The following is a 24,892-nucleotide window of genomic DNA, read 5'->3' as shown; positions in this document are numbered from 1 at the left end:
TGAAAGCCTGGTTCCGCCGAATTATCGCTGCGGTAAATAACGCAGCGGGTTTACGGATTTCCCCTTGTAACGAATTTCAAAATGCAAGCGTGTTGAACTGGTTCCGGTGCTACCCATGGTAGCTATTTTCTGCCCCGCCTTGATTTCTTGTTGTTCCCGGACCAGCATCGTATCGTTATGGGCGTAGGCGCTCAGGTAATCATCGTTATGTTTGATGATAATAAGATTACCGTAACCACGCAGCGCATTACCGGCATAAACGACGCGTCCATCTGCGGTCGCGACAATAGCCTGTCCTTTGCTGCCTGCAATGTCGATCCCTTTATTGCCACCTTCGGTAGCCGCAAAGTTTTCGATCACTTTGCCGTCAGTCGGCCAGCGCCAGGTAGAGATTGGCGAGCTTGTCGACGTTGAGCTTGCAGTTGATTCGGTTGCGCTAACTGCTGGAGCCGTTACAGGCGCTGTGACCACGGTCCCAGCAGGCTTGTTGTTCGGCAACATTTTATTAGCACTTTGTTCACCTGAATCCTCAGAATACGTAATTGTTGGTTTCGAAGCAACAGCAACGGTGGAATTTTGTGCAGGGTTGGTCACAACTCCTTGCTGTGCTGCATCCGCCTGGGTGATGGCATTTCCACCGGTAATCGGTGCGCCAGACGCGTTGCCCACTTGCAGAGTTTGACCGACATTCAGGCCATACGGGGCCGGAACGTTATTGCGTTGTGCGAGGTCACGGAAATCGTTCCCGGTGATCCAGGCAATATAAAAAAGGGTATCGCCTTTCTTAACAGTATAGGTACTGCCGCCCGTGTAGCTACCTTTCGGAATATTCCCATACTTACGGTTGTACACAATACGACCGTTTTCCATCTGTACAGGCTGTTGTGCGACAGGCTGGATTTGCGTTGGCTGCGTGGTTGGTTGCTGCACCGGCTGGATCTGTGGCGTCTGCTGTACTGTCGACGTCGAGCCCATTTTAGGCGGAGGTGTAATCAGCATGCCGGAACTGGTGTTCGTAGATGAACTGCCGTCAACGGAGCTGACTGGCGCTGGTGGATTCGAGGTGTTAGAACAACCTGCCAGCCATAATGAAACCAGTGACAATGCCGCAATACGGCGAACGGTAAATTTTTGGCTTCCCGCGCTCATTTATCCCCCAGGAAAATTTGGTTAAAACCAGTGACGTAATCACCGTGCAAAGCATCGACACGATACGCTGACTAATTCCAGAATATCCAGGAAAACTCCAGGTATTCAGAGCCAGTATCTACGCAAGCTCCCCCTTCACAAGGGGAACGAAACGTACGGCCTCCACGGTATCGATAATAAATTCGCCTCCCCGACGACGCACCCGCTTTAAAAACTGGTGCTCATCGCCCACGGGTAAGACGAGAATGCCGCCCTCATCCAGCTGCATCATCAATGCGGTTGGGATCTCGGGCGGCGCTGCCGTTACAATGATAGCGTCAAACGGGGCTCGCGCCTGCCAGCCTTGCCATCCATCACCATGACGGGTCGAAACATTATGTAAATCAAGCTGCTTGAGGCGACGACGTGCCTGCCACTGCAAACCTTTAATGCGCTCAACGGAGCACACATGATGCACCAGGTGCGCCAGAATCGCCGTCTGGTAGCCAGAGCCGGTACCAATTTCCAGCACCCGGGACTGCGGCGTTAGCTCAAGCAGTTCGGTCATCCGCGCAACCATATAGGGCTGCGAAATCGTCTGCCCCTGGCCAATCGGCAGAGCAATATTGTCCCAGGCCTTATGTTCAAACGCCTCATCAATGAATTTTTCACGCGGCACGGCGGCGAGCGCATCGAGAACAAGCTCATCTCTGATGCCCTGCGCACGTAATTGTTCAAGAAGAGTGTGTACGCGTCTGCTTACCATTGCGTGTCGGCTCCCACGCTGTCTAACCAGTCAGAAACCACCTCATGCGCGCCGTATGCGGTTAAATCGACATGCAGCGGCGTGATGGAAACATAGCCTTCATCGACGGCGGCAAAATCCGTATCCGGCCCGGCGTCGCATTTTTCACCCGGCGGCCCGATCCAGTACAGCGTATTACCGCGCGGATCCTGCTGTGGAATCACCTGATCCGCCGGATGGCGACTGCCGCAGCGGGTGACGCGAATTCCTTTAATTTGAGCCAGCGGTAAATCCGGCACGTTGATATTCAAAATGCGACCGGTGCGCAGCGGTTCACGGCTCAGCGCCCGTAAGATACGACAGGTTACTGCGGCAGCAGTATCGTAATGTTTATGCCCATCGAGCGAGACAGCCAGCGCAGGGAACCCCAGATGACGACCTTCCATCGCCGCCGCAACGGTACCGGAATAAATAACATCATCACCCAGATTAGGACCCGCGTTAATACCAGAAACGACAATGTCCGGACGCGGACGCATTAACGCGTTTACGCCCAGATAGACGCAATCGGTAGGCGTACCCATTTGTACGGCGATATCGCCGTTATCATAGGTAAACGTGCGAAGTGAGGATTCCAGCGTCAGCGAGTTAGACGCGCCACTGCGGTTACGATCCGGGGCAACCACCTGTACGTCAGCAAACTCACGCAGCGCTTTCGCCAGCGTTTGTATACCGGGTGCGTGGACCCCATCATCGTTACTCAGCAATATACGCATAATCACCCATTGTGTTAATAAGTTCCCTTACAACACTGGTGGCGAAGCTACCTGCCGGTAGCCAGAAGCGTAACTCAACGGTTACGTCATCCCACCAGTTCCAGCTTAATTGTTGTGGATACAGCAACATAGCGCGACGCGACGCGTCGACTTTCTCGCGCAATAACAGAGACTGCAGCGCGGTTTCATCAGCAATAGCGGCTTCTTCAAACGCCAGCGCGTCGCGCTGAGTTCCCCACTCACCGCTGCCCGGTAATGCTGCTGTTACCATCAATTCTTTCTCATCGACGCGACGCTGTAATTCAGTTTGTTCTTCCAGTGTGGCGACAAACCAGCTTCCACGTCCCGACAATTGTAGCGCATCGCCGTCAACAACTTGATTAAAGTCTGTTTTTTTCAAGCGTTCACTGACTATCTGATTAAACAACGCGCTACGGGCCGCCGACAACCAAAAACTGCGTTTATTGCGATCGCGCACCGGCGCATCGCTTTGCGCCCAGCGCAGCGCCCCTTGCAGGTTGCTGCCGCCGATACCAAAACGCTGAGCGCCAAAATAGTTCGGTACGCCGCGCTCGCCAATCGCCTGTAAACGCGCTTCAACGTCATTGCGCTCGCTCACTTCACGCAGCACCAGCGTAAATTCGTTGCCCTTCAGCGCCCCTAAACGCAGCTTACGCTTGTGGCGCGCGTACTCCAGCACTTTACAGCCTTCAAGCTCAAATTTGCTTAAATCAGGCATCGCATTGCCGGGGACGCGTGCGCACAGCCACTGTTCCGTAACCGCATGTTTATCTTTCTGCCCGGCAAAGCTTACTTCACGGGCGTGAATTTTCAGGAACTTCGCCAGCGCGTCAGCCACAAAACGGGTATTACAGCCGTTTTTTAGGATGCGCACCAAAATGTGCTCGCCTTCGCCATCCGGTTCGAAGCCTAAATCTTCGACGACGACAAAGTCTTCCGGATTCGCTTTCAGAACGCCATGGCCCAGTGGTTTGCCATGGAGATACGTCAGATCTTCAAACGCAGTCATTTCGTTGCCTTAATGAGTAACGCCACCGCTTCACAGGCAATCCCTTCCCCACGCCCGGTAAAACCGAGTTTTTCCGTGGTGGTCGCTTTCACGTTAACATCATCCATATGGCAGCCGAGATCTTCGGCAATAAACACGCGCATCTGCGGAATGTGCGGCAGCATCTTCGGCGCCTGAGCAATAATCGTCACATCCACATTACCAAGCGTATAGCCTTTGGCCTGAATACGCCGCCAGGCTTCACGCAATAATTCACGGCTATCTGCACCTTTAAAGGCCGGGTCGGTATCCGGGAAGAGTTTACCGATATCCCCCAGCGCCGCCGCGCCCAGCAGAGCATCAGTTAGCGCATGTAACGCCACGTCGCCATCAGAATGCGCCAGCAATCCTTTTTCGTATGGGATGCGTACACCACCAATGATAATTGGGCCAACTCCGCCAAAAGCGTGTACGTCGAAACCGTGTCCAATTCGCATTATGCCTTCTCCTGATATACACAGCATCCTGCAGGCTGCCTCGTTGCAGCGTGAAGGATGAGGTGTCTAGATAGTTCGGGTCAGATAAAATTCCGCCAGCGCCAGATCTTCCGGGCGAGTGACTTTGATGTTGTCAGCGCGTCCTTCAACCAGTTGCGGATGAAAGCCGCAATATTCCAGCGCCGAGGCTTCGTCCGTAATGGTTGCGCCTTCGTTGAGCGCACGGGTCAGGCAGTCGTGCAACAGCTCACGAGGGAAAAACTGTGGCGTCAACGCATGCCATAAATCGGTGCGATCGACCGTATGAGCAATGTCTGTTCGGCCCGGCTCCGCGCGCTTCATCGTGTCGCGTACGGGCGCCGCCAGGATCCCGCCGGTGCGGCTGGTCTCACTTATTGCCAGTAAACGGGATAAATCATCATGGTGCAAACACGGACGCGCGGCATCATGCACCAGTACCCAGTTGGCTTCCCCTGCGGCTTGCAAACCGGCAAGGACAGAATCGGCACGCTCGTTGCCGCCATCCACTACGGTAATTTGCGGATGCGCAGCGAGTGGAAGTTGGGCAAAGCGGCTGTCGCCTGGGCTGATAGCGATGACGACTCGCGTCACCCGGGGATGAGCCAGCAGCGCATCAACCGAGTGTTCAAGAATGGTTTTATTGCCAATAGAGAGGTACTGCTTAGGACACTCTGTTTGCATTCGGCGGCCAAACCCGGCAGCCGGCACCACGGCGCAAACGTCCAATAAAGTGGCTGCCATGTTAAATCCCTGGACGGTTTATCGATTGTTTTGCCCTGCAGTCTGAGCGCGTTTAGACGCGTCAGGTACCAGACGATAAAAGGTTTCGCCCGGCTTAGTCATGCTGAGTTCGTTACGCGCGCGCTCCTCGATAGCCTCTTGTCCACCATTGAGGTCGTCAATTTCGGCAAAGAGCTGATCGTTACGCGCTTTAAGTTTCGCGTTTGTAGCTTGCTGCGCAGCAACATCATCGTTGACGCGACTATAGTCATGTATGCCGTTCTTACCGAACCACAGCGAATACTGCAGCCAGACTAATAAAGCCAGCAACAGCAGCGTTAGTTTACCCATCCTGCCCCCTGAAAAACGGCATTAACATCCCATAACTTCCGCAGACGACTTTACATCAACGGGCGGGAATGCCGCGACAACGCGGGCAAATGTACCACATTTGCCCGTTGTTACGTATACCCCGTGTAAGGAGAACATAATCTCATTGTTGGTTACGGTTTGAATTATGGCCAGAGAGTGAACAACCGCGGCGATTATGCGAAATTGACGTGAGCTTAACCCAATAACCACAAAAATAGTGCGCCAAACATAGCCCCAACCACCAGCAGGGTACAGGTAATGCTCAGCAACAACCGTCCTTTTAATAGCGAGTGCAGGGCAATACCCGCGACGATCGCCACGGGCAACAATGCGAGGAAAAAGGGCCAGGTATAAATAAAGAAAAACAGTGTATTAGGGCCATACATCAGACACGGAAATCCCAGCGCCAGCAACCACGCTGCAAATCCGACCACGGCCCCCGGAAGTGACCAGGTGGTTTCGTCGTCGGCAGCGAAGGTATCTGACTCTGTAATAGTAATGTTATGGCTGTTACGCATATCTAATCCTGTGACCGTGACTGACCGGGCATACAAGCTCGGGTGTCTCAGGATCTGATAATATCTTCCTGCCTCAGCAGGTCTAATAATTGGGGTACCAAATTTGTTACCAATTGTTCACCATCAAGATGAATCTCTGGCGATTCAGGCGCTTCGTATACTGAGTCAATTCCGGTAAAATTGCGCAACTCCCCCGCCCGCGCTTTTTTATACAGCCCTTTTGGATCGCGCGCTTCACACGTTGCTAATGGCGTATCGACAAAAACCTCAATAAAACGCCCCTCTCCCACGCGCTCACGGACCATTTGTCGCTCGGCGCGATGCGGGGAGATAAAAGCGGTCAACACCACCAGACCGGCATCGACCATCAGGTTCGCCACTTCGCCAACGCGCCGGATATTCTCCTTACGATCGGCATCGCTAAACCCGAGATCGCTGCACAGACCGTGACGCACGTTATCGCCATCCAGCAGATAAGTGCTGACGCCCAGCTTGTGCAGCGCTTCTTCCAGCGCTCCCGCTACGGTAGATTTACCGGAGCCAGACAGCCCGGTAAACCACAGCACAACACCACGGTGACCGTGGCGTTGCTCCCGCTGTTGCGGTGTAACTGGATGGGCATGCCAGACGACGTTTTCGTCATGCAGCGCCATTATTTGCCTCCCAGCAGATCGCGCGCACCCCAGTGTGGGAAGTGGCGACGCACCAGCGCATTCAGCTCCAGTTCAAACGCGCTGAACTGAGAAGCCGCGACGTGCTCCTGAATGATAGGCTCGCGCACCAGCCCCGCGCCAACGGTGACGTTAGTCAGGCGGTCAATGATAATTAGCCCACCCGTAACCGGGTTCTGCTGATAGGTATCCAGCACCAGCGGCTCGTCAAAGGTCAAATTAACCAGACCGATGCCGTTTAGCGGCAGCGCTTCAACGTCACGTTGAGTCAGGTTATTAATATCGACCTGATACTGCACGCTATCAACGCGTGCGCGAGTCTTCTTGCCTGCAACTTTGATGTCATAGCTCTGCCCTGCCGACAACGGCTGCTCCGCCATCCACACCACATCAACGGCAGCGCTTTGTACCGCTGGCAATGCTTCACCGGCATCAAGCAGCAGGTCGCCCCGGCTGATGTCGATCTCATCTTTCAGCACCAGGGTGATTGCTTCGCCTGCATGCGCTTCCTGTAAATCGCCATCAAAAGTCACGATCCGCGCCACGCTCGACTCAACGCCAGACGGCAACACTTTGACGCGTTGCCCGACCTTCACGCTACCGGAGGCCAGCGTCCCGGCATAACCACGGAAATCCAGATTCGGTCGGTTCACATACTGCACCGGGAAACGCATCGGCTGAGTATCAACAATGCGCTTGATCTCAACGGTTTCCAGCACTTCCAGCAGCGTTGGACCGCTGTACCACGGCATGCTGGCGCTTTGCGAAGCCACGTTGTCGCCTTCCAGCGCAGAGAGCGGCACAAACCGGATATCCAGGTTACCCGGCAGTTGTTCAGCAAAAGTAAGATAGTCTTCGCGAATGCGATTAAATGTCTCCTCGCTAAAGTCCACCAGATCCATTTTGTTGATCGCCACCACCAGGTGTTTGATCCCAAGCAACGTAGAGATAAAGCTGTGACGACGAGTCTGATCCAGCACGCCTTTACGCGCATCGATCAGCAGGATCGCCAGGTCGCAGGTCGACGCCCCGGTCGCCATGTTGCGGGTGTACTGTTCATGGCCAGGAGTGTCCGCAATAATAAATTTACGCTTCTCGGTAGAGAAATAACGGTACGCCACGTCGATAGTGATGCCCTGCTCGCGCTCGGCCTGCAAGCCGTCAACCAATAACGCCAGATCGAGCTTTTCGCCCTGAGTACCGTGACGTTTACTGTCGTTGTGCAGCGATGAAAGCTGATCTTCATAAATCTGACGCGTGTCGTGCAGCAGACGGCCAATCAGGGTACTTTTCCCGTCATCCACGCTACCGCAGGTTAAAAAACGCAGCAGACTTTTGTGTTGCTGGGCGACCATCCAGGCTTCAACGCCGCCTTCATTAGCAATTTGTTGTGCAAGTGTCGTGTTCATGGCGGCTCCTTAGAAATACCCCTGACGTTTCTTCAGCTCCATGGAGCCCGCCTGGTCGCGGTCAATCACGCGCCCCTGACGTTCACTGGTGGTTGAGACCAGCATCTCTTCGATGATTTCCGGCAGCGTCTGCGCATTCGACTCCACCGCGCCTGTCAGCGGCCAGCAACCAAGCGTACGGAAACGCACCATGCGCTTTTTAATCACTTCCCCAGGTTGCAGATCGATTCTGTCGTCATCAATCATCATCAGCATGCCGTCGCGTTCCAGCACCGGACGCTCCGCCGCCAGGTATAGCGGCACGATATCGATATTTTCCAGCCAGATGTACTGCCAGATATCCTGTTCAGTCCAGTTAGAGAGCGGGAATACGCGAATGCTTTCGCCCTTGTTAATCTGCCCGTTGTAGTTGTGCCACAGCTCCGGGCGCTGATTTTTCGGATCCCAGCGATGAAAACGATCGCGGAAAGAGTAAATGCGCTCTTTGGCCCGCGATTTCTCTTCGTCGCGACGAGCACCACCGAACGCGGCGTCAAAACCGTATTTGTTCAGCGCCTGCTTCAACCCTTCGGTTTTCATAATGTCGGTATGCTTGGCGCTACCGTGGACAAACGGGTTGATGCCCATTGCCACCCCTTCCGGGTTTTTATGCACCAGTAGTTCACAGCCGTAGGCTTTCGCCGTGCGGTCACGAAACTCGTACATCTCGCTGAATTTCCAGCCGGTATCAACGTGCAACAGGGGGAACGGCAGCGTACCAGGATAAAACGCTTTGCGCGCCAGATGCAGCATTACGCTGGAATCTTTGCCGATGGAATACATCATCACCGGATTAGAAAACTCGGCGGCCACCTCACGAATGATATGGATGCTTTCCGCTTCCAGTTGCCGCAGGTGGGTAAGTCGTTTTTGATCCATAACCGTTCCTATGTAATGCCGTTATTTTGCTAACGATGCTCAGATAACCTGACTATAGGGAGGGCAAGGAGGCGAATGAAATTACGAATTGGAATGAGTAGTTCCTCAAAGGAATAACGATCTGGAAAAGCAAATATCAAAAAGTGCTTAAGCTACCGAATTTAGGGCATTTAGGAGCAAATGAAATTGTTTTACCTCGATCACGGTTTCATACTAGCGGCTGAAAATTTTTGCTTGGTATTTAAGGACTCACTATGTTTTCCGCATTGCGCCACCTGACTACCGCCCTGGCGCTCGGCGCGTGCTTCATCCTTCCCGCACAGGCAACATCTTCCAAACCTGGAGATATCGCAAATACCCAGGCTCGATATATCGCAACGTTTTTCCCAGGCCGCGTGACGGGATCTCCGGCAGAAATGTTATCTGCTGATTATATACGTCAGCAATTTCAACAGATGGGCTATAGCAGCGATATTCGGACGTTTAATAGCCGTTATGTTTATACCGCTAAAGATAACCGTAAAAACTGGCATAACGTAACGGGAAGCACCGTTATTGCAGCACATGAAGGTAAAGCGCCGCAGCAGATTATTATCATGGCGCACCTTGACACCTACGCCGCACAAAGCGACGCCGATTCAGATGCCAATCTGGGTGGACTAACCCTGCAGGGTATCGACGACAACGCCGCCGGTGTTGGCGTGATGCTGGAACTGGCGGAAAAACTCAAAAACGTGCCGACGCAATACGGCATCCGATTTATCGCCACCAGCGGCGAGGAAGAAGGCAAACTGGGCGCGGAGAACATTCTGAAGCGAATGAGCGCTGCAGAGAAGAAAAACACGCTGCTGGTTATCAACCTCGATAACCTGATTGTCGGTGATAAGCTCTATTTCAATAGCGGTAAGAAAACCCCGGAAGCGGTGCGAAAATTGACGCGCGACCGGGCACTGGCTATCGCGCACAGTCGCGGTATCGTTGCCAGCACCAATCCAGGTCTGAACAAAGACTATCCGAAAGGCACTGGATGTTGTAACGATGCAGAGGTCTTCGACAACGCGGGCATTTCCGTTCTCTCCGTTGAAGCGACCAACTGGAACCTGGGCAAGAAAGATGGCTATCAACAGCGCGCCAAAAGCGCCTCGTTCCCGGCAGGCAACAGCTGGCACGATGTGCGACTGGATAACCAGCAGCATATCGATAAAGCGTTACCGGGCAGGATAGAACACCGTAGCCGCGACGTGGTACGCATTATGCTGCCGCTGGTAAAGGAACTGGCAAAAGCGGGTAAAAACCCTTAGTCCACTTTTGGTGAAGTCATAAGGCTATTTTTGCCCCAAGCCAGCGGGGAACACAGCATCTGGAAATAATTCTGCTCTAGCGCGTCCGGTTTATCCCCGCTGGCGCGGGGAACACGGCGTAGCCGCCCGGGTTTAGCGTGGATTTGCCGGTTTATCCCCGCTGGCGCGGGGAACACCGGATGATCGGTGTCAAAAAAGTACTGACCGTCGGTTTATCCCCGCTGGCGCGGGGAACACTAAGTCATTGTTTCCCCTAAAACTCATAATCGCGGTTTATCCCCGCTGGCGCGGGGAACACTGCAAGAGAGCCACTTCGCGATCGCGTTTCAGCGGTTTATCCCCGCTGGCGCGGGGAACACCCCCGATAACTCCGATTCACGCTGAATCATTTCGGTTTATCCCCGCTGGCGCGGGGAACACTTACAAACGCGCTTGCAATTAACACCGCCGCCCGGTTTATCCCCGCTGGCGCGGGGAACACTGCAGCGGGCGCGCGTTCAATTGGTGCGGGCGCGGTTTATCCCCGCTGGCGCGGGGAACACAGCTGGACGCCCTACGATTTAACGGGGTGGGCCGGTTTATCCCCGCTGGCGCGGGGAACACAATTTACCAAACGTTGCAAACTCTTTAAAAGCCGGTTTATCCCCGCTGGCGCGGGGAACACTATTCAAATTATCGAAAGAAAGCACTTTCAAACGGTTTATCCCCGCTGGCGCGGGGAACACCAGACGTCGAGTGTCTGAGGGTCGGTGGAGCGCGGTTTATCCCCGCTGGCGCGGGGAACACAGCACCGTCCTGTTGCTGTAAAAATGCAAACACGGTTTATCCCCGCTGGCGCGGGGAACACATAAAAACGGGCGTTGCCGCACAACAAAGTAACGGTTTATCCCCGCTGGCGCGGGGAACACTGAATGACCGTAATTACCGCGCGGGCGATGTCCGGTTTATCCCCGCTGGCGCGGGGAACACACCAGTCAAGCTGACTGATTTTTGAGAATCAACGGTTTATCCCCGCTGGCGCGGGGAACACGAGTGTCTCCGAAACGATAGCAACACGAATTTCGGTTTATCCCCGCTGGCGCGGGGAACACAGATCAATTGGTTTATCGATGAAATCGCTCATCGGTTTATCCCCGCTGGCGCGGGGAACACATCAGGTCACGAACCTGGCGCGCGGTATTCGCCGGTTTATCCCCGCTGGCGCGGGGAACACTGCGTCAACAACGGAACGAATTATGCTATCAGCGGTTTATCCCCGCTGGCGCGGGGAACACGACTGACGGATATGATCGGCCCCCGCGAGCGGCGGTTTATCCCCGCTGGCGCGGGGAACACGGCTGTGAAGCGCGACCACCACGGCTAATAACCGGTTTATCCCCGCTGGCGCGGGGAACACGGCGTCGTTAATCGTGCCAGTATCGACGTTTTCGGTTTATCCCCGCTGGCGCGGGGAACACCGGCTTAGACATTTTGCCGCCGCGGGATACAACGGTTTATCCCCGCTGGCGCGGGGAACACTCGATCATGATAATGTTGTGCAGCGTTTGATCCGGTTTATCCCCGCTGGCGCGGGGAACACCTGGTACAGAATAGGTCGGCATAGGCCGAGCACGGTTTATCCCCGCTGGCGCGGGGAACACTCTTTGGTGAACAGGTTGCAAGTAATGACGGCCGGTTTATCCCCGCTGGCGCGGGGAACACTCTAAAACTATACTCTTGTTCCAAAAGGATTTTTTTAACACAAAACAACCCACCAACCTTTAGATAACAATTCCATATTATTAAAGAACTCGTAATCTATTGATTTTCAACAGGAAGGAAAGAAACCAAACGCAGCCCGTCCAAATCTACCGGAATACGCCGATTCTCACCCCATGTCTGAAACTCAAATCCTGATTCTGTGTTAGTCGCCCAAGCCATAACGGCATTTCCACAACCACCAAGCTGTGTGATCTGTTGCCAAATCATTTCCCGGATACGCTTCGAAGTATCGCCCACATACACACCTGCTCGAATTTCCAGTAGCCAGATGGCAAGGCGGCCCCGCAGACGCGGCGGTACATTTTCTGTGACCACAACCACCATACTCATTAACCATGCCCCCGATGACCGCTATCACCCAGCGACTCTGGCTCCGGTATCGCTGGCGGCAGCATATCCGGTGCAGGCTGAGGCGGTTCAATCTCTCCAGCAGCAAGCACTTCTTCAATAAGTGGGATCAGTTTTCCGGTCAGTTTTGAACTGCGAAAAATATCACGGCAGGCCAGGCGCACTTCTTTATCCGGCTCTGCAGGGTGACGAGCGGCGATCTCAAAAGCTTTGGGCACCACAGATTCAAATTTGATGATATCGGCAATGTCATAAACAAAAGAAAGTGGTTTACCACTATGGATAAAACCGATAGCAGGCGCATAGCCCGCCGCCAGAATGGCCGCTTCTGAAATGCCGTACAGGCATGATGTCGCCGCGCTAATACATCGGTTCGCAACATCCCCCTTTTCCCAGTCTTTTGGATCGTAGTTACGGCCGTGCCATTTCACGCCATACTGCTTCGCTAGTAATGCATAAGTTGCCCGCACACGGGAACCTTCAATACCACGCAGTTGCTCAACAGAACGGCGGGCTGGCGGCGGTTCGCGAAAACGCAATTCATACATTTTGCGGACTACTTTAAGCCGCAGGTCGTCATCTAACGCCAGCTTTGCCTGATAGAGCAACTTATCGGCCCGCGCACCGCCGGGCTGCCCAGAGGAATAAACCCGCACTCCTGCCTCACCCACCCACACCAACAGCGTTCCTACCGTCGATGCCAGACGCACCGCGGCATGCGAAACGCGCGTTCCCGGCTCCAGCATGATGCAGGCGACCGACCCCACGGGAATATGAGTGCGCACTCCCGTTTTATCGATCAACACAAATGCTCCATCCAGTACGTCAATTTGACCGTACTGGAGGAAGATCATCGACGTTCGATCTTTTAACGGGATAGGATTGAGCGGTACAAACGTCACTCACTATCTCCGGGTTTGATCATCATCATTCCGCAGCCAAACGCCCGGCTTTTACCGAATCCCTGCTCCAGACGTTGCAGGAAAAGCGCGGGAACATTAACCACCAGCACGCCGGTATAGTCCACGCTGCTGAACTGAATCAGTTGGCGAGATTTCTCACGGCGTATCTGCTGCTGCCTGTAGGCCTCAACGCTTCCCTCGCGCAGGGTAAAACCATTTTGTTCCCCCTGCCGCGTCAACCAGTTCAACGCCGCTTGCTGCTGATAAGGCCAGATCTCCCGGCTATCCCCCTGAGCTTTGAGCTGGCGTTTCGCTTCCATCAGCAGATCATGACGCTTACCGCCTTTGCAAACGGTCGGGTTGGCACGCAGGCTAAAACGCAGCGTCTGCCCGGCACTCAGTGCTGGTGCGAATGGACGAGTCTGCACGTCAAAAGTCGCGCTGGCGACGGGTTGATGCTGCGACAGAACAAAAAAGCGAAATGCCCCCTGTAACTCTTCACGGCGATAAAGAAACTGCCGCTCCTTCCCGCCGGGAAAGAGCTCCCATAGCCACTGGTGCATCACGTACTCGCCGCGTTCCACCAAATGCAAAAGCTGTGAAGGCAAAAGCTCGCTGGTATGCAACGTTATTCTTGAGAGATACACGCATCCTCCTTGCTAAGCCATAGTCCCTGACTCACAGTCCGTTCACCAAACAGCCACTGCTGACGATTCAACGGCATATCACGACGGCGCAAAATCTTGTTCGCCGTTAAGCCATCGTGTTCACCTTCCCACCAGCATTCGTTCTGCAACCCGGCAAGGGGCAGTCTCAGCGCATTGAATTTATCCTGATACAGACGATACGCTTCGCGTAGCACTTCCGCCGCCCTCCCTTCCAGCAGTTGCGGCGCAAGCGGCAGCGCCAGAGGGTGACTTTTGCGCCCCAGATACAGCGGGAATATAGGATGTTGTAACGACGCTTGAAGCTGTGTGAGCGTGTAAGGCGCGCACGGCGTTGCACTGACAGCGACCATCCACCAGGCGTCGGTGTAGTAGTCGCGTCGGGAAATCAACGCGCTCAGTAGCTCAGGATCATGCAACTCTTCACGGCGGCTGAAGTAACGCGCCTTACGTAACTCTTTCGGCATTTGCACAGTGTGATAATCCCGCGCCCAGCGTGGGTTACCGCTGGCACACAGCAAAAATTCGTAATGACGATTGAAGGCATTTAGCCGTTCCTCTTCATCGCGGCGAATGCCCAACGCCGCCGCCAGTAACCCCAGCAGCGCCGAGTGCGAGGGTAACTCGTGGCTATGGCGCACTTCGCCTGGCGCATCCACACCCCAGGACGCCATCGGCCCGTGAAGCTGAAAAACCAGATATTGGCTCATAAGCCGCCCCTTACGCGCAGATGAAATCAAGCACGTCTTTCATGCTTCCCTGCTGATTCATAACGTTAAAGCCTTGCGACGCGGCCTCCTGCGCATAGACAGTGTTCATGTTTTCGCGCAGCGCGGTAATGCGCTTGACCGCTACATTCAACTGGTCTGTGCCGTTGATCGGTTCATAAAACGCGGCGGCCAGTGAACGCGGCTGATCGGTGCCTTTTTCGGCCAGCGCCCAGGAGGCATAGGCTCGACTGGCAAAGCTGTTCTGTTTACCGGTCGGCGAGACTTTCAGCGCCGCTTCAGTAAAGGCGCGTAGCGTTTTATTAGCCAGCTCTTCGTTGCCGTTAAGATTTTGCACCAGCAGATCTTTGTCGATGCAGATATAGGTATAAAACAACGCGGAACCAAATCCGGTTTCTCCAAGGTGTCCTGCCCCTGCGTCTTCCCCAGAGGCCTGGCGCAGATCATCCACGGCGGTAAAGAAGTCATCTTCTACGATCGTTTCACTGACGCCGAAGGCATGCGCAACCTGGCAAGCTGCTTCAACGTTGAATTCCGGCTTATTGGCCAGCATGCGGCCAAACATGGCGATATCGACGGCCATACGATCGTGACGAAGCAACGCCGCCTCTTCTTCTGTCGCCGGACGTTTTTCTTCTGCCAGACGGTGCGCTAGCGCTTTAACTGCCTCAAATTCCGCGGGGCTGATATGCACCAGTTGTTCAGTTTCGGCGTTGATTAATGGATCGTCAGATTTCTTATCCGCCTTTGCCTTACCAAAGCAGTTGGCGATATTCTTGACATAATCGACTGCTTTTTTCGGCTCAATGCCGCTTTCCACCAGGATCTTCGCCGCCTCACGCGCAATACGCCCGGTACGAATACCAATATTTCCCGCCAACGCCTGTTCAAAAAGCTCAGAAGTGCGCCATGCACGCTTCAGGCTTTGCGAAGAAACGCGCAGACGCGTCGCGCCTCCGAGTACAACGGTTTTCGGCGAGCCGGTGTCGTCGCGGTTCAGGTTAGCGGCCGGATAAGCAGTCAGTAAATGCAGCTGAATAAATGTGGTCATCTGATAGTCCCTTATTGATTGTCGTTGTTGGCTTCACCGGCCTGGTAATATTCCAGCGCCCAGCGGATACGGATAAATTCAGTCGGTCGCTGTCGGCGGCGTATATGGTTAAGCAGCTCGTCGTTTTCCCGACACCAGTGGAAGACATCGTCCGCCAGTGACGGAAAGTTCACCGCACAGTTAAGCAACCGAACAGCACGCAGTAGTTGACGCAGCAGTTCATCAGGAGTTTTCACCGCAGACAGCCGGGAAAAGCGCATTTCGGACATAACCTGGTTATTGCCGGTCATCTGGCCTAGCTGGGCAGCAAACTTCTGCCGTTCATCAATAGATTTAACGTGTGCGCCCAGCGCCGCCGTGATCGCGAGTGCAGTCAAACGCCACTCCTCGTTTTCACATTTCCATAAGGTGTGAGTCTGCATCAGCAAGGAGCGAAATCCCTCCGACAGGCAGGCTTCATTCACCGTTTTGCTGCGCCGCAGGCTGGCGCGCAGGCCGCGTTTTTCCTGCAGCTCGTCATGCCATCGACGCAGCGTGGCCTTATGGTCGTCCTTTACAATACTCATTCAGCAGCCTCCAGCTTTTTCGCTTTGGCGGCTTTAGCGCTCTGCTTCTCCGCCGATTTGGTGAAATATTTTTTACGCGCCAGCATGATGCGTTTGAGATCGGTACTCTCGTAGGGGTTGGTAAAAACGTGGTCGTCAAAGTAGCTGCGAGTAAACAGCCAAATGTTCGTTTGCCAACGCTTCAACCTTTCGTCTGCGTTCTGGCCGTTTTCAAGATCGTGTACCAGTTCAAGAAAGCGTCCCTGCGTGAGATGCCAGAAATCGATATCAATAAAGCTGAAATCACCGCGCGCGCCTTTGGCATCAGAAAACCAGGCCTCTTTTAACGCGCTGCGCAGCAGGCTAAGGTTGCGAGATGCCGTTAGCGCAGCCTTACGCAGGTCAGGAATAATATTTTCGGTTAATAGCAGCGGAAAATGATGCTCATACCAGCAGCGGGCTTTCATGTTGTCGAAATCATAGCCAAAGCCCCACAGCCCGGCTTTTACGTCCTTGAGGCTGCGCGAGCTGGATGTTGTAACGACTAGCGCCGGATATTCAGTATTGTTTTCCGAAGCGCCTTTCTGATTTAAACCCAGCCAGTCGCGCCAGATAAGGCCACCGGGCTGCGGCTTAACAGAATAACGCTCGCTACCTTCTTTCAGAGGCAGACGGTAAGGCGTTAACGGATGCATCCAGCCCGCATAGTTAACGCCGTAGTTTTTCACTGTCATCCCACTAAGCAATTCATCACTTTGGGCTTCACAGAGTTCGCAGCGGCCTGAATGGGTAGTATTAAAATCAAGGCGAATACGTCGCGGCATTCCCCAATAGGCCTGAAGTGGATTTACTTGCTCTGGCGTGGTGACTGCACTTGCCAGTTCGCTAGTACGCGTAGGGGCCAGCCACGGGAAAATCGTTTCATCATACCTTTCTGGCACAGGCATTCCGGCGCTATCCTGCGGCATAATATTCAGCCACAGCTTGCGCCACAGAGGCGTTTGTCGGTTGCCCTGATATTCCTGCAGTTCAATCAGCGTGGTCATCGGCCCGCCGCCGCGTAATCCGGTGCGATAGCCTTTACCGCCCGCTGGCGCATTTAGCTGTAACGAAAATAACGCCAGCGCCGCGCAGTGCGGGCAAAAGCGCTCCGTGACGTCACGCTTAACAAAATGGTCTTTATTAAACTTTGTTGTTTGCCCACCGGGGATTTCTGGTAGAAGAGAAGCGATAGAAACTTTCTCTGCGCTTAGCTGCTCGAAATCCTGCATAAAAGAGGGCGTGTCAGCGCCAAACTGGAATGCAGACTCCAGCGGCTCCAGCGCTCGCTGAAGCACATTTGCGCTAAGTCCATCAAACCAGACATCTTCCCAGCGAGAATAATTTTTGGGCGCAATACTGCACTGCAATAACCCCAGCAGAAACTGCCAGGCTGCCCCCTGTAAATCCGCCCGCGCAGCGGCTATGTCCACCACATTGTCATCTACCAGACTGACTGGCGCCAGCTTACCCGTGGTACCGTCTTTAAAACGCACGGGAAGCCAGGGGGTTGTTAAAAGTGAGAAATTATCCATGTGGGTATTTGCTATACCTCCATTTTTCCGAGCAATCCTTCACTGGCTGAATAACCGTTGTTTTCAACCTCCGATACCACAATCACCACGGCGAACTCCTGATTCTGATGTTGCTCAACACACCATTTCCTCAGCGCGTCACCCTTTACTCGATCAAACTCATCTTTGTGTTTTTCCCACCAGCCTTTGCGCACCCGCAGCACACTCATTTCCCAGGCATGTTCGCCTGGCGCATAAGGCTTAACTGCTCCATCAACAATTTTCGCCAGCCATAGCGTGATGGATTCTTCGGCAAGTCGCGTTGAGAGTTTTTCCGGCAAAAAACCGCTGCTTTCGTGACTGTAGCCCGGCGCGAAATTGATAATATTCTGCTTAGCAAATGCCCGGTCACAGTAGTATTTTCCTTCCTGCAACTGTTCCGTCTTCGCAAACCCCTCAGGCATTTCCACCTCTTCGCCGTAAACGGATTCGATAAGCAGCCGGGCAGACTGCGGCATCCGAATTTCCCCTTGCTGGCGCAGCACACGCTGGGTCAACCACAGGCGACCATGATCGGGGTAGACGTAAGCACTGTTAGGCATTGCGCCTGAGAACCACCCCTCTCGCGGTGCGTCATCCCATTTAGGTGCGAAAATCAACAGTTGCGGCGCATCACGGTCATCTAGTCCGGAGGCTTTTAACAAACCATTGCGATCGCGGATATGCCGCTGTAATCGGCCAGCTCGCTGAATCAACAGGTCCACCGGGGCTAAATCGGAGATCATTTCATCCAGATCGATATCTAAACTTTGTTCAATAACCTGGGTGGCAATCAGTACCTTTCCGGCACGCTGCGTGGCGTCTTTTTTGCCAAACTGCAACAGCGCCTGGTTTTCAATGCGCTGACGATCGTAAAAGGCGAAGCGGCTGTGAAATAACAAGAGGCTTTCGGCAGGGACAGCGCCTCGGGCAAGGAGCAGACGATAAACCCGAATCGCGTCATCCACGGAATTTCGGACCCAGGCTATACATTTGCCGTTACGCACAGCCTGTTCAATACGTTCAATACACACCTGTTCGTCGTGCATCCAGCTAACGTTGACGCTGCGTTGAACTTCTTTACGAGTCTCCACATGCCGGGAAACCACCGCCGAACCGGTCACCTGCGTCAGCCAGGGATAGTCGTCATAACCTAATAACGGTGCTTCAACCCGGCTCTTTGCGCCCTTCGCAAAGGCAGCAACCAGTCTGTCTCTCTGCAGCTGTGATAGCGTGGCGGAAAGTAAAATCGTGGTATTGCCATCGCTGGCCTGTTTTTCAATCAGACTTTCCAGAACCCGTGACATGTAGGCGTCATAGGCGTGAATCTCATCCGCCAGCAGGATCTTATTGTTCAGCCCTAACATCCGCAGGTTATTGTGCTTAAACGGCATCACCGCCATCATCGCCTGGTCGAGCGTGCCAACCCCCACCTCGGCCAACAGCGCTTTTTTATTGCTGTCGGCAAACCAGGCGGCGCAACCCTGGCTTAAGGGCTGCAAATCGTCAGGTTCTTCTGATCCAGATAAATTCCCTGACCAAACCGATTGATTAAACTTGTCCATTAACCCACGTGCGCTGTGCGCCAGTACCAGGCTTGGTCGTGAATCCGGTTGGTACAGCGCTAGCCAGCTCTCCGACATTCGATCAAACATGGCATTCGCCGTCGCCATCGTCGGCAGACCAAAATAGAGCCCCTGCGCCTTGCCAGCAGCCATTAAGCGATGCGTTAAAATCAACGCAGCCTCTGTTTTTCCGGCGCCCGTCACATCTTCAAGAATAAATAATTGTGGGCCATCTTCATCAATATCCAGCTCCAGCGCTTTTTGCTGTAAAGGGGTTGGCTGTTGAATAAAGGGAAAGAGTGTTGTTATTCCGGAAAAAGGGGCTACGTTAGAAGATGAAGGGAAAACAGATACAGCCAATTTTGCTTTAACCAGCGCATGCTGCTGCCAGTACTCATCAACATCCATCGACCTGGCAATACGAGGGAAATATTGAGTTGAAGAACCCACCCAGTCAGCTAGCACAATAGCAGCAGAAATAAACCATGACAGCTGTTTAATGAGTTCAATGCCGTCATCATCATCCCAAAAATCAGGAATCTCAATCAGCGGAAATATCGATTTAATCCTGGCAAGAAACTCACGAGCAGCCTCTTTATCTTGCTGACGGAAATTCTTTAGTTCTGTTATTACTGTAGGTGGATGCCCATGGTGTCCTGTTGTAAGCGGCATCAAAAGTGCCATAACGCGTCTTAACTTACGTTCAGAAAGAGATGAAACAGGAAAAAGCTCAGGACACTCATTTAAATAATTATTCCACAACCAATATCCCAAAGTCGCATGCGGGATAGCTTCATAATGATTGATATATTCATCCTGCGAATTTAAATCATTGTGAATATAAAGCTGCTGAAAAGAATGAGCAAACTTTCCAATATCATGCCAGCATAATAGCCAGGCAAAAAACTGTGCCGCCTGAAGATTATCATGGAGACTTATTTTTTTAAGATAATCAGCAACCCCATGAATATTATACTGCACCATCCAATAACCAACCGCAGCAACATCCAGAGAATGCCAGCACAGCAGATGATAGTCATCACCGCCATCGTTATCTCCGCGCAGGGACTTTCCCCAATAATTAAATAGTGTCAAAATCATCTCATTAGGATGGAATATTTTCTTAAGAAAAGTATTACCATATTCCAAAGCGTGAGATGTGATTTATATCAATAGATTTCCATATTTAGATAATATCGAAAATAACACTAATTACTTATACAGATAAAAGAAATCCCGGCAGCGCCGGGACTCTTAATTTACCCTTCGTGCAGTCCGCACTCGCGCTTCAATCCGAAGAACCGCGTCTCTTCTTCCGCCATTCCCGGCTCCCATTTGCGGGTGGTGTGGGTATCACCGACTGACAGATAGCCCTGATCCCACAACGGATGGTACTTCAGGCCGTGTTTTTGCAGATACTGGTAAACCGTACGGTTATCCCAGTCGATGATCGGCAGCACTTTAAACACGCCGCGCTGGATAGCCAGCACCGGCAAATGCGCTCGACTGCCCGACTGCTCGCGGCGCAGACCGGCAAACCAGGTTTGCGCATGCAGGTCCTGTAGCGCCCGGTTCATCGGCTCGACCTTGTTGATGTCATTGTATTTCTCAATGCCTTCAACGCCCTGCTCCCATAGTTTTCCATAGCGCGCTTCCTGCCAGGCGGCACTCTCTTTTGCCCGGTAGACTTGCAGATTAAGCTTGAGCTTGTCCGTTAACTCATCAATAAACTGGTAGGTTTCCGGGAACAGATAGCCAGTATCGGTGAGGATCACCGGGATATCCGGGCGAACCTGATTTACCAGGTGCAGGCTTACTGCAGCCTGGATACCAAAACTTGATGACAATACATATTCACCAGGCAGGTTTTCCAGCGCCCACGCCACGCGATCCTCGGCGCTCAATTTTTCCAGCTGATCGTTGGTTTGCGCCAACGCCATAACGCGTTCAACTTTCGGCAGCTCGTTCAACGCGTTGAGATCGAGTTTGGACATAAATTCCTCGCTGTTTGCCTTGCCTGATGGCGCTACGCTTATCAGGCCTACAAATTCAGTAGACCCGATAAGTCAATTTCACATTATTCCCAGAAATCCCGGGCAGGATCGAGCACCGGGCGAATAATGCCCGCACGCACCGTAAAGTCACCGAAGCCTTCACCCGCTTCGCGCTCTTTCGCCCAGCGCCCAATCAGTTCATCCAGCGATGCCAGAATTTCCGGCTCGGTGATGTTCTCTTTAAACATCCGGGGAATGCGAGTTCCGATACGATTGCCCCCCAGATGCAGGTTGTAACGTCCGGGTGCTTTACCCACCAGACCAACTTCCGCCAGCATCGCGCGGCCGCAGCCGTTCGGGCAGCCGGTAACACGCATGACAATGTTTTCATCACTCAGGCTGTGCTTCGCCATCAGCGTGTCGATGTTGTCGATAAACGTTGGCAGGAAACGCTCGGCTTCCGCCATCGCCAGCGGACAGGTTGGGAACGAGACGCAGGCCATCGAGTTTTCACGCTGCGGAGTTACCGCGTTCATTAAGCCACTCTTCTGCGCAATCTTTTCGATCTTCGCCTTTTCACTCTCAGGAACACCGGCAATGATCAGGTTCTGGTTCGCGGTAATGCGGAACTCGCCTTTGTGGATCTTCGCGATCTCAAGCAGACCGGTTTTCAACGGTCGGCCCGGATAATCGAGGATGCGTCCGTTTTCAATAAACAACGTCAGATGCCATTTATTGTCGATCCCTTTCACCCAGCCGATACGATCGCCGCGACCAGTGAACTCGTACGGACGGATCGGCTCAAACGTGATCCCCGCCCGGCGCTCAACTTCAGCTTTAAAGGTCTCTACGCCTACGCGTTCCAGCGTGTATTTGGTTTTCGCGTTTTTACGATCGGTACGGTTACCCCAATCACGCTGCGTGGTCACCACAGCCTCCGCCACGGCCAGCGTATGCTCAAGCGGCAGATAACCAAACTCGCTTGCCGTACGGGCATAGGTTTTCTTGTTGCCGTGCTCAATCGACAAACCACCGCCCACCAGCAGGTTAAAGCCCACCAGCTTGCCGTTTTCCGCAACCGCCACAAAGTTCATGTCGTTGGCGTGCAGATCGATGTCGTTCTGCGGCGGGATTACCACGGTAGTTTTAAACTTACGCGGCAGATAGGTTTGACCGAGGATCGGCTCTTCATCGGTGGTCGCGACTTTTTCCTGATCCAGCCAAATCTCTGCATAAGCGCGGGTGCGCGGCAACAGGTGCTCGGAAATTTTCTTCGCCCATTCATAGGCTTCGGCGTGCAGCTCAGATTCATACGGGTTCGAGGTGCACAGCACGTTACGGTTCATGTCATTGGCGGTAGCCAGAGCGTCAAGCCCGACTGAATGCAGCATCTGGTGTACCGGTTTCACGTTCTTCTTCAGAATGCCGTGAAACTGGAAGGTCTGACGGTTGGTCAGACGAATGCTGCCGTAAATGGTGTTGTCATGGGCGAACTTATCGATCGCCTGCCACTGTTTGGTGGTGATCACCCCACCCGGCAGACGACAGCGCAGCAGCATGGCGTGGCGCGGCTCCAGCTTTTGCTCGGCACGTTCGGCGCGGATATCGCGGTCATCCTGCTGGTACATACCGTGAAAACGGATCAGCAGGAAGTTGTCGCCTTTAAAACCGCCGGTCAGACCGTCATTTAAATCTTCGGCAATGGTACCGCGCAGGTAGTTGCTCTCAACCTTCATGCGCTCAGCATCAGTCAGTTTGCCTTCGACCACCAATGGTCCTGGATGTTTTTCGCTCATTAGTAGACATCTCGCTGATAACGGCGCTCAATGCGCAGCTCACTTAAAAATTCATCCGCCGCTTCGATATCCATACCACCGAATTCGGCAATCACTTCCAACAAAGCCTGCTCAACGTCTTTCGCCATACGATTGGCGTCGCCGCAGACATAAATGTGGGCACCGTCATTAATCCAGCGCCACAGTTCCGCGCCCTGTTGGCGCAGTTTATCTTGTACGTAGACTTTTTCTTTTTGATCTCTGGACCAGGCGAGATCGATACGACTCAGTACGCCCTCTTTGACGTAACGCTGCCATTCCACCTGATACAGGAAATCTTCGGTAAAGTGTGGGTTGCCAAAAAACAGCCAGTTTTTGCCTTCGGCTCCGTCAGCCGCACGCTGCTGCATGAATGCACGAAACGGCGCAATACCGGTGCCAGGTCCAATCATGATCACCGGCGTCTGCGGGTTCGCCGGCAGGCGGAAGTTATCGTTGTGTTCAATGAACACGCGAACTTCACCTTCTTCATCTACACGATCGGCAAGGAAGCTGGACGCGCCGCCTGCGCGGGCACGACCTTCAATGTCATAACGCACCACACCCACGGTAACGTGCACTTCGCTTTCCACTTCCGCCTGGGAAGAGGCAATGGAGTACAAACGCGGCGTCAGCGGGCGCAGAAGATCAACCAACGCCTGGGCATCCAGTTGCGCCGGAGAGAAGCGCACCATATCGACGATGGGCGTGGTTGCGGCGTAATGCTGCAACTGCGCTTTGTCACCCACTAACGGCAGCAAAGTTTCGCTGCGGGTCAAGGTGGCATAATTTTCTACGATATTGCCGGTGTTGACCGTCAGTTCAAAGTGCCACTCCAGTGCTTCGGCGAGCGGCAGGGTTTTGCCATCAACAGTGACCGGTTCATCCCCTTTCAGCCACAGCAGTTCTACCAACTCTTTAACCAAAGCCGGATCATTTTGATACCAGACACCCAATGCATCGCCCGGCTGATAGCGCAGGCCGGAATCGCCTAAATCAATCTCAATATGGCGCACGTCTTTTTCAGAGTCGCGGCCGGTAATTTTCTGATTCACCGCAAGCGACGCCGTCAGCGGCGCTTCTTTGGTATACGGACTGGTGTGTACTTCGTTTACCGCACCGCTCGCGGCAACTTGCACAGACGATGCCGCAGGCGCACGTGCTTTCAGGACATCAACCAGACGGGCACGCCACTGGGCAGCCGCGGCCTGGTATTCAACATCAGCGTCGACGCGGTCAAGCAGACGTTCACCGCCCAGCTCAGCCAGTTTCGTATCAAAGTCTTTTCCTGACTGACAGAAAAACTCGTAAGAGGTGTCGCCAAGACCAAACACGGCAAAAGCGGTGTTATCGAGCTTCGGCGCTTTTTTCGAGAACAGGAATTTATGCAACGCCACGGCTTCTTCCGCCGGTTCACCTTCCCCTTGCGTCGACGCCACCACGATCAGCAGTTTTTCATTGGCGATTTGTTTGAATTTATAGTCGCCAGCGTTGATGAGAGTGACGTTGAGCTTCGCGGCGATCAGATCATCGCGCAGGGCTTCCGCCACACGACGCGCATTACCGGTTTGCGAGGCGGAGATAAGCGTAATGCCCGGCATTTGAGCGGCAGGCGCTGGTGACGCCGTATTGCTGCCTGGCTGCTGATTCAGCACGCCCCAGAAATAGCCAGAAACCCACGCAAGCTGTGCGGGAGTGAAATCGGTCGTGGCCGCCTGAAGGCGTGCCAGTTGCTCCGGGTTTAGCGGTAGCAAAGCGGAAGGTGGGGCCTGTGTCGTCATGCGTTGTCATGTTCCAGTAAGCAAAGCGGATTTCAGCAATAAAACCCAAACTGAAGATAAG

General features: G+C 53.5%; 23 protein-coding genes and 1 CRISPR repeat array. Of the genes, 1 reads left to right on the top strand and 22 read right to left on the bottom strand.

All coding sequences use genetic code 11. From position 1 onward, the window contains the following. Positions 1–21: 21 nt before the first annotated feature. The 11 genes from nlpD to cysD all read right to left on the bottom strand — a co-directional run bounded on the left by nlpD (position 22) and on the right by cysD (position 8,784). On the bottom strand, positions 22–1,104 hold the full coding sequence (gene nlpD, locus WHR59_RS04845) for a murein hydrolase activator NlpD (protein ID WP_226791959.1): 1,083 nt from the start codon (positions 1,102–1,104) through the stop codon (positions 22–24). A 163-nt stretch (positions 1,105–1,267) separates the two neighbouring features. Beyond that, complete coding sequence (locus tag WHR59_RS04840) at positions 1,268–1,894, bottom strand: protein-L-isoaspartate(D-aspartate) O-methyltransferase (protein ID WP_003034172.1); 627 nt, start codon at positions 1,892–1,894, stop codon at positions 1,268–1,270. After that, positions 1,888–2,649 (bottom strand): 5'/3'-nucleotidase SurE, encoded by a 762-nt coding sequence (gene surE, locus WHR59_RS04835; protein ID WP_043017384.1) that lies wholly within the window; start codon positions 2,647–2,649, stop codon positions 1,888–1,890. Before surE ends, WHR59_RS04840 begins: the two co-directional genes overlap by 7 nt. Further along, positions 2,630–3,679, bottom strand: coding sequence for a tRNA pseudouridine(13) synthase TruD (gene truD, locus WHR59_RS04830; protein ID WP_043017385.1), 1,050 nt, complete (start codon positions 3,677–3,679; stop codon positions 2,630–2,632). Before truD ends, surE begins: the two co-directional genes overlap by 20 nt. Further along, on the bottom strand, positions 3,676–4,155 hold the full coding sequence (gene ispF, locus WHR59_RS04825) for a 2-C-methyl-D-erythritol 2,4-cyclodiphosphate synthase (protein WP_003034167.1): 480 nt from the start codon (positions 4,153–4,155) through the stop codon (positions 3,676–3,678). Before ispF ends, truD begins: the two co-directional genes overlap by 4 nt. 66 nt (positions 4,156–4,221) lie before the next feature. After that, positions 4,222–4,917, bottom strand: coding sequence for a 2-C-methyl-D-erythritol 4-phosphate cytidylyltransferase (ispD, locus tag WHR59_RS04820; RefSeq protein ID WP_043017386.1), 696 nt, complete (start codon positions 4,915–4,917; stop codon positions 4,222–4,224). Between the two features lie 18 nt (positions 4,918–4,935). Then, complete coding sequence (gene ftsB, locus WHR59_RS04815; protein ID WP_003034163.1) at positions 4,936–5,247, bottom strand: cell division protein FtsB; 312 nt, start codon at positions 5,245–5,247, stop codon at positions 4,936–4,938. Positions 5,248–5,462: 215 nt separating this feature from the next. Continuing rightward, on the bottom strand, positions 5,463–5,786 hold the full coding sequence (locus WHR59_RS04810; RefSeq protein ID WP_043017387.1) for a DUF3561 family protein: 324 nt from the start codon (positions 5,784–5,786) through the stop codon (positions 5,463–5,465). A gap of 47 nt (positions 5,787–5,833) precedes the next feature. Beyond that, positions 5,834–6,439, bottom strand: a complete 606-nt coding sequence (cysC, locus tag WHR59_RS04805) for an adenylyl-sulfate kinase (RefSeq protein ID WP_043017388.1) — start codon at positions 6,437–6,439, stop codon at positions 5,834–5,836. After that, entirely contained in the window at positions 6,439–7,866 is a 1,428-nt protein-coding gene (gene cysN, locus WHR59_RS04800) for a sulfate adenylyltransferase subunit CysN (RefSeq protein WP_172862354.1), read from the bottom strand. Before cysN ends, cysC begins: the two co-directional genes overlap by 1 nt. A gap of 9 nt (positions 7,867–7,875) precedes the next feature. Further along, entirely contained in the window at positions 7,876–8,784 is a 909-nt protein-coding gene (cysD, locus tag WHR59_RS04795; protein ID WP_003034152.1) for a sulfate adenylyltransferase subunit CysD, read from the bottom strand. A gap of 254 nt (positions 8,785–9,038) precedes the next feature. On the opposite strand from cysD, the gene WHR59_RS04790 reads away from it, so the two are divergent. Further along, complete coding sequence (locus WHR59_RS04790) at positions 9,039–10,085, top strand: aminopeptidase (RefSeq protein WP_172862355.1); 1,047 nt, start codon at positions 9,039–9,041, stop codon at positions 10,083–10,085. 86 nt (positions 10,086–10,171) lie between these two features. Beyond that, positions 10,172–11,786: direct repeats of the CRISPR family, unit length 29 nt; unit sequence CGGTTTATCCCCGCTGGCGCGGGGAACAC. 96 nt (positions 11,787–11,882) lie between these two features. On the opposite strand, the gene cas2e is transcribed toward WHR59_RS04790, so the two are convergent. From cas2e to cysJ, 11 genes are all read right to left on the bottom strand, one after another. Then, the gene (gene cas2e, locus WHR59_RS04785; protein WP_172862356.1) at positions 11,883–12,176 is read right to left on the bottom strand and encodes a type I-E CRISPR-associated endoribonuclease Cas2e; all 294 of its coding nucleotides are present in this window, start codon (positions 12,174–12,176) and stop codon (positions 11,883–11,885) included. Then, on the bottom strand, positions 12,176–13,096 hold the full coding sequence (gene cas1e, locus WHR59_RS04780; protein ID WP_172862357.1) for a type I-E CRISPR-associated endonuclease Cas1e: 921 nt from the start codon (positions 13,094–13,096) through the stop codon (positions 12,176–12,178). Before cas1e ends, cas2e begins: the two co-directional genes overlap by 1 nt. Next, positions 13,093–13,743 (bottom strand): type I-E CRISPR-associated protein Cas6/Cse3/CasE, encoded by a 651-nt coding sequence (gene cas6e, locus WHR59_RS04775; RefSeq protein ID WP_193145267.1) that lies wholly within the window; start codon positions 13,741–13,743, stop codon positions 13,093–13,095. Before cas6e ends, cas1e begins: the two co-directional genes overlap by 4 nt. Continuing rightward, positions 13,725–14,471, bottom strand: coding sequence for a type I-E CRISPR-associated protein Cas5/CasD (gene cas5e, locus WHR59_RS04770; RefSeq protein WP_338843645.1), 747 nt, complete (start codon positions 14,469–14,471; stop codon positions 13,725–13,727). The genes cas6e and cas5e overlap by 19 nt, the downstream gene beginning before the upstream one ends. Positions 14,472–14,481: 10 nt before the next feature. Further along, a complete protein-coding gene (gene cas7e, locus WHR59_RS04765) occupies positions 14,482–15,540 on the bottom strand; it encodes a type I-E CRISPR-associated protein Cas7/Cse4/CasC (protein WP_172862360.1) in 1,059 nt (352 codons plus the stop codon). A gap of 11 nt (positions 15,541–15,551) precedes the next feature. Then, positions 15,552–16,106 carry a type I-E CRISPR-associated protein Cse2/CasB gene (gene casB, locus WHR59_RS04760; protein ID WP_172862361.1) on the bottom strand — a complete coding sequence of 185 codons (555 nt, stop codon included), beginning with the start codon at positions 16,104–16,106 and terminating at the stop codon, positions 15,552–15,554. Beyond that, a complete protein-coding gene (gene casA, locus WHR59_RS04755; protein WP_338843643.1) occupies positions 16,103–17,659 on the bottom strand; it encodes a type I-E CRISPR-associated protein Cse1/CasA in 1,557 nt (518 codons plus the stop codon). Before casA ends, casB begins: the two co-directional genes overlap by 4 nt. Before the next feature lie 11 nt (positions 17,660–17,670). After that, complete coding sequence (gene cas3, locus WHR59_RS04750; protein WP_370638290.1) at positions 17,671–20,343, bottom strand: CRISPR-associated helicase Cas3'; 2,673 nt, start codon at positions 20,341–20,343, stop codon at positions 17,671–17,673. Between the two features lie 158 nt (positions 20,344–20,501). Next, entirely contained in the window at positions 20,502–21,236 is a 735-nt protein-coding gene (cysH, locus tag WHR59_RS04745; protein WP_043017391.1) for a phosphoadenosine phosphosulfate reductase, read from the bottom strand. Between the two features lie 83 nt (positions 21,237–21,319). Next, a complete protein-coding gene (gene cysI / locus WHR59_RS04740) occupies positions 21,320–23,032 on the bottom strand; it encodes an assimilatory sulfite reductase (NADPH) hemoprotein subunit (RefSeq protein ID WP_047409056.1) in 1,713 nt (570 codons plus the stop codon). Further along, positions 23,032–24,831 (bottom strand): NADPH-dependent assimilatory sulfite reductase flavoprotein subunit, encoded by a 1,800-nt coding sequence (gene cysJ, locus WHR59_RS04735; RefSeq protein ID WP_080626160.1) that lies wholly within the window; start codon positions 24,829–24,831, stop codon positions 23,032–23,034. The genes cysI and cysJ overlap by 1 nt, the downstream gene beginning before the upstream one ends. Positions 24,832–24,892: the final 61 nt, after the last annotated feature.

Origin of the sequence: Citrobacter europaeus (assembly GCF_037482245.1) — a bacterium.
Lineage (GTDB): Bacteria > Pseudomonadota > Gammaproteobacteria > Enterobacterales > Enterobacteriaceae > Citrobacter > Citrobacter europaeus.
Note: the sequence above shows the minus strand (reverse complement) of the source record. Positions and strands in the feature narration are given on the sequence as shown.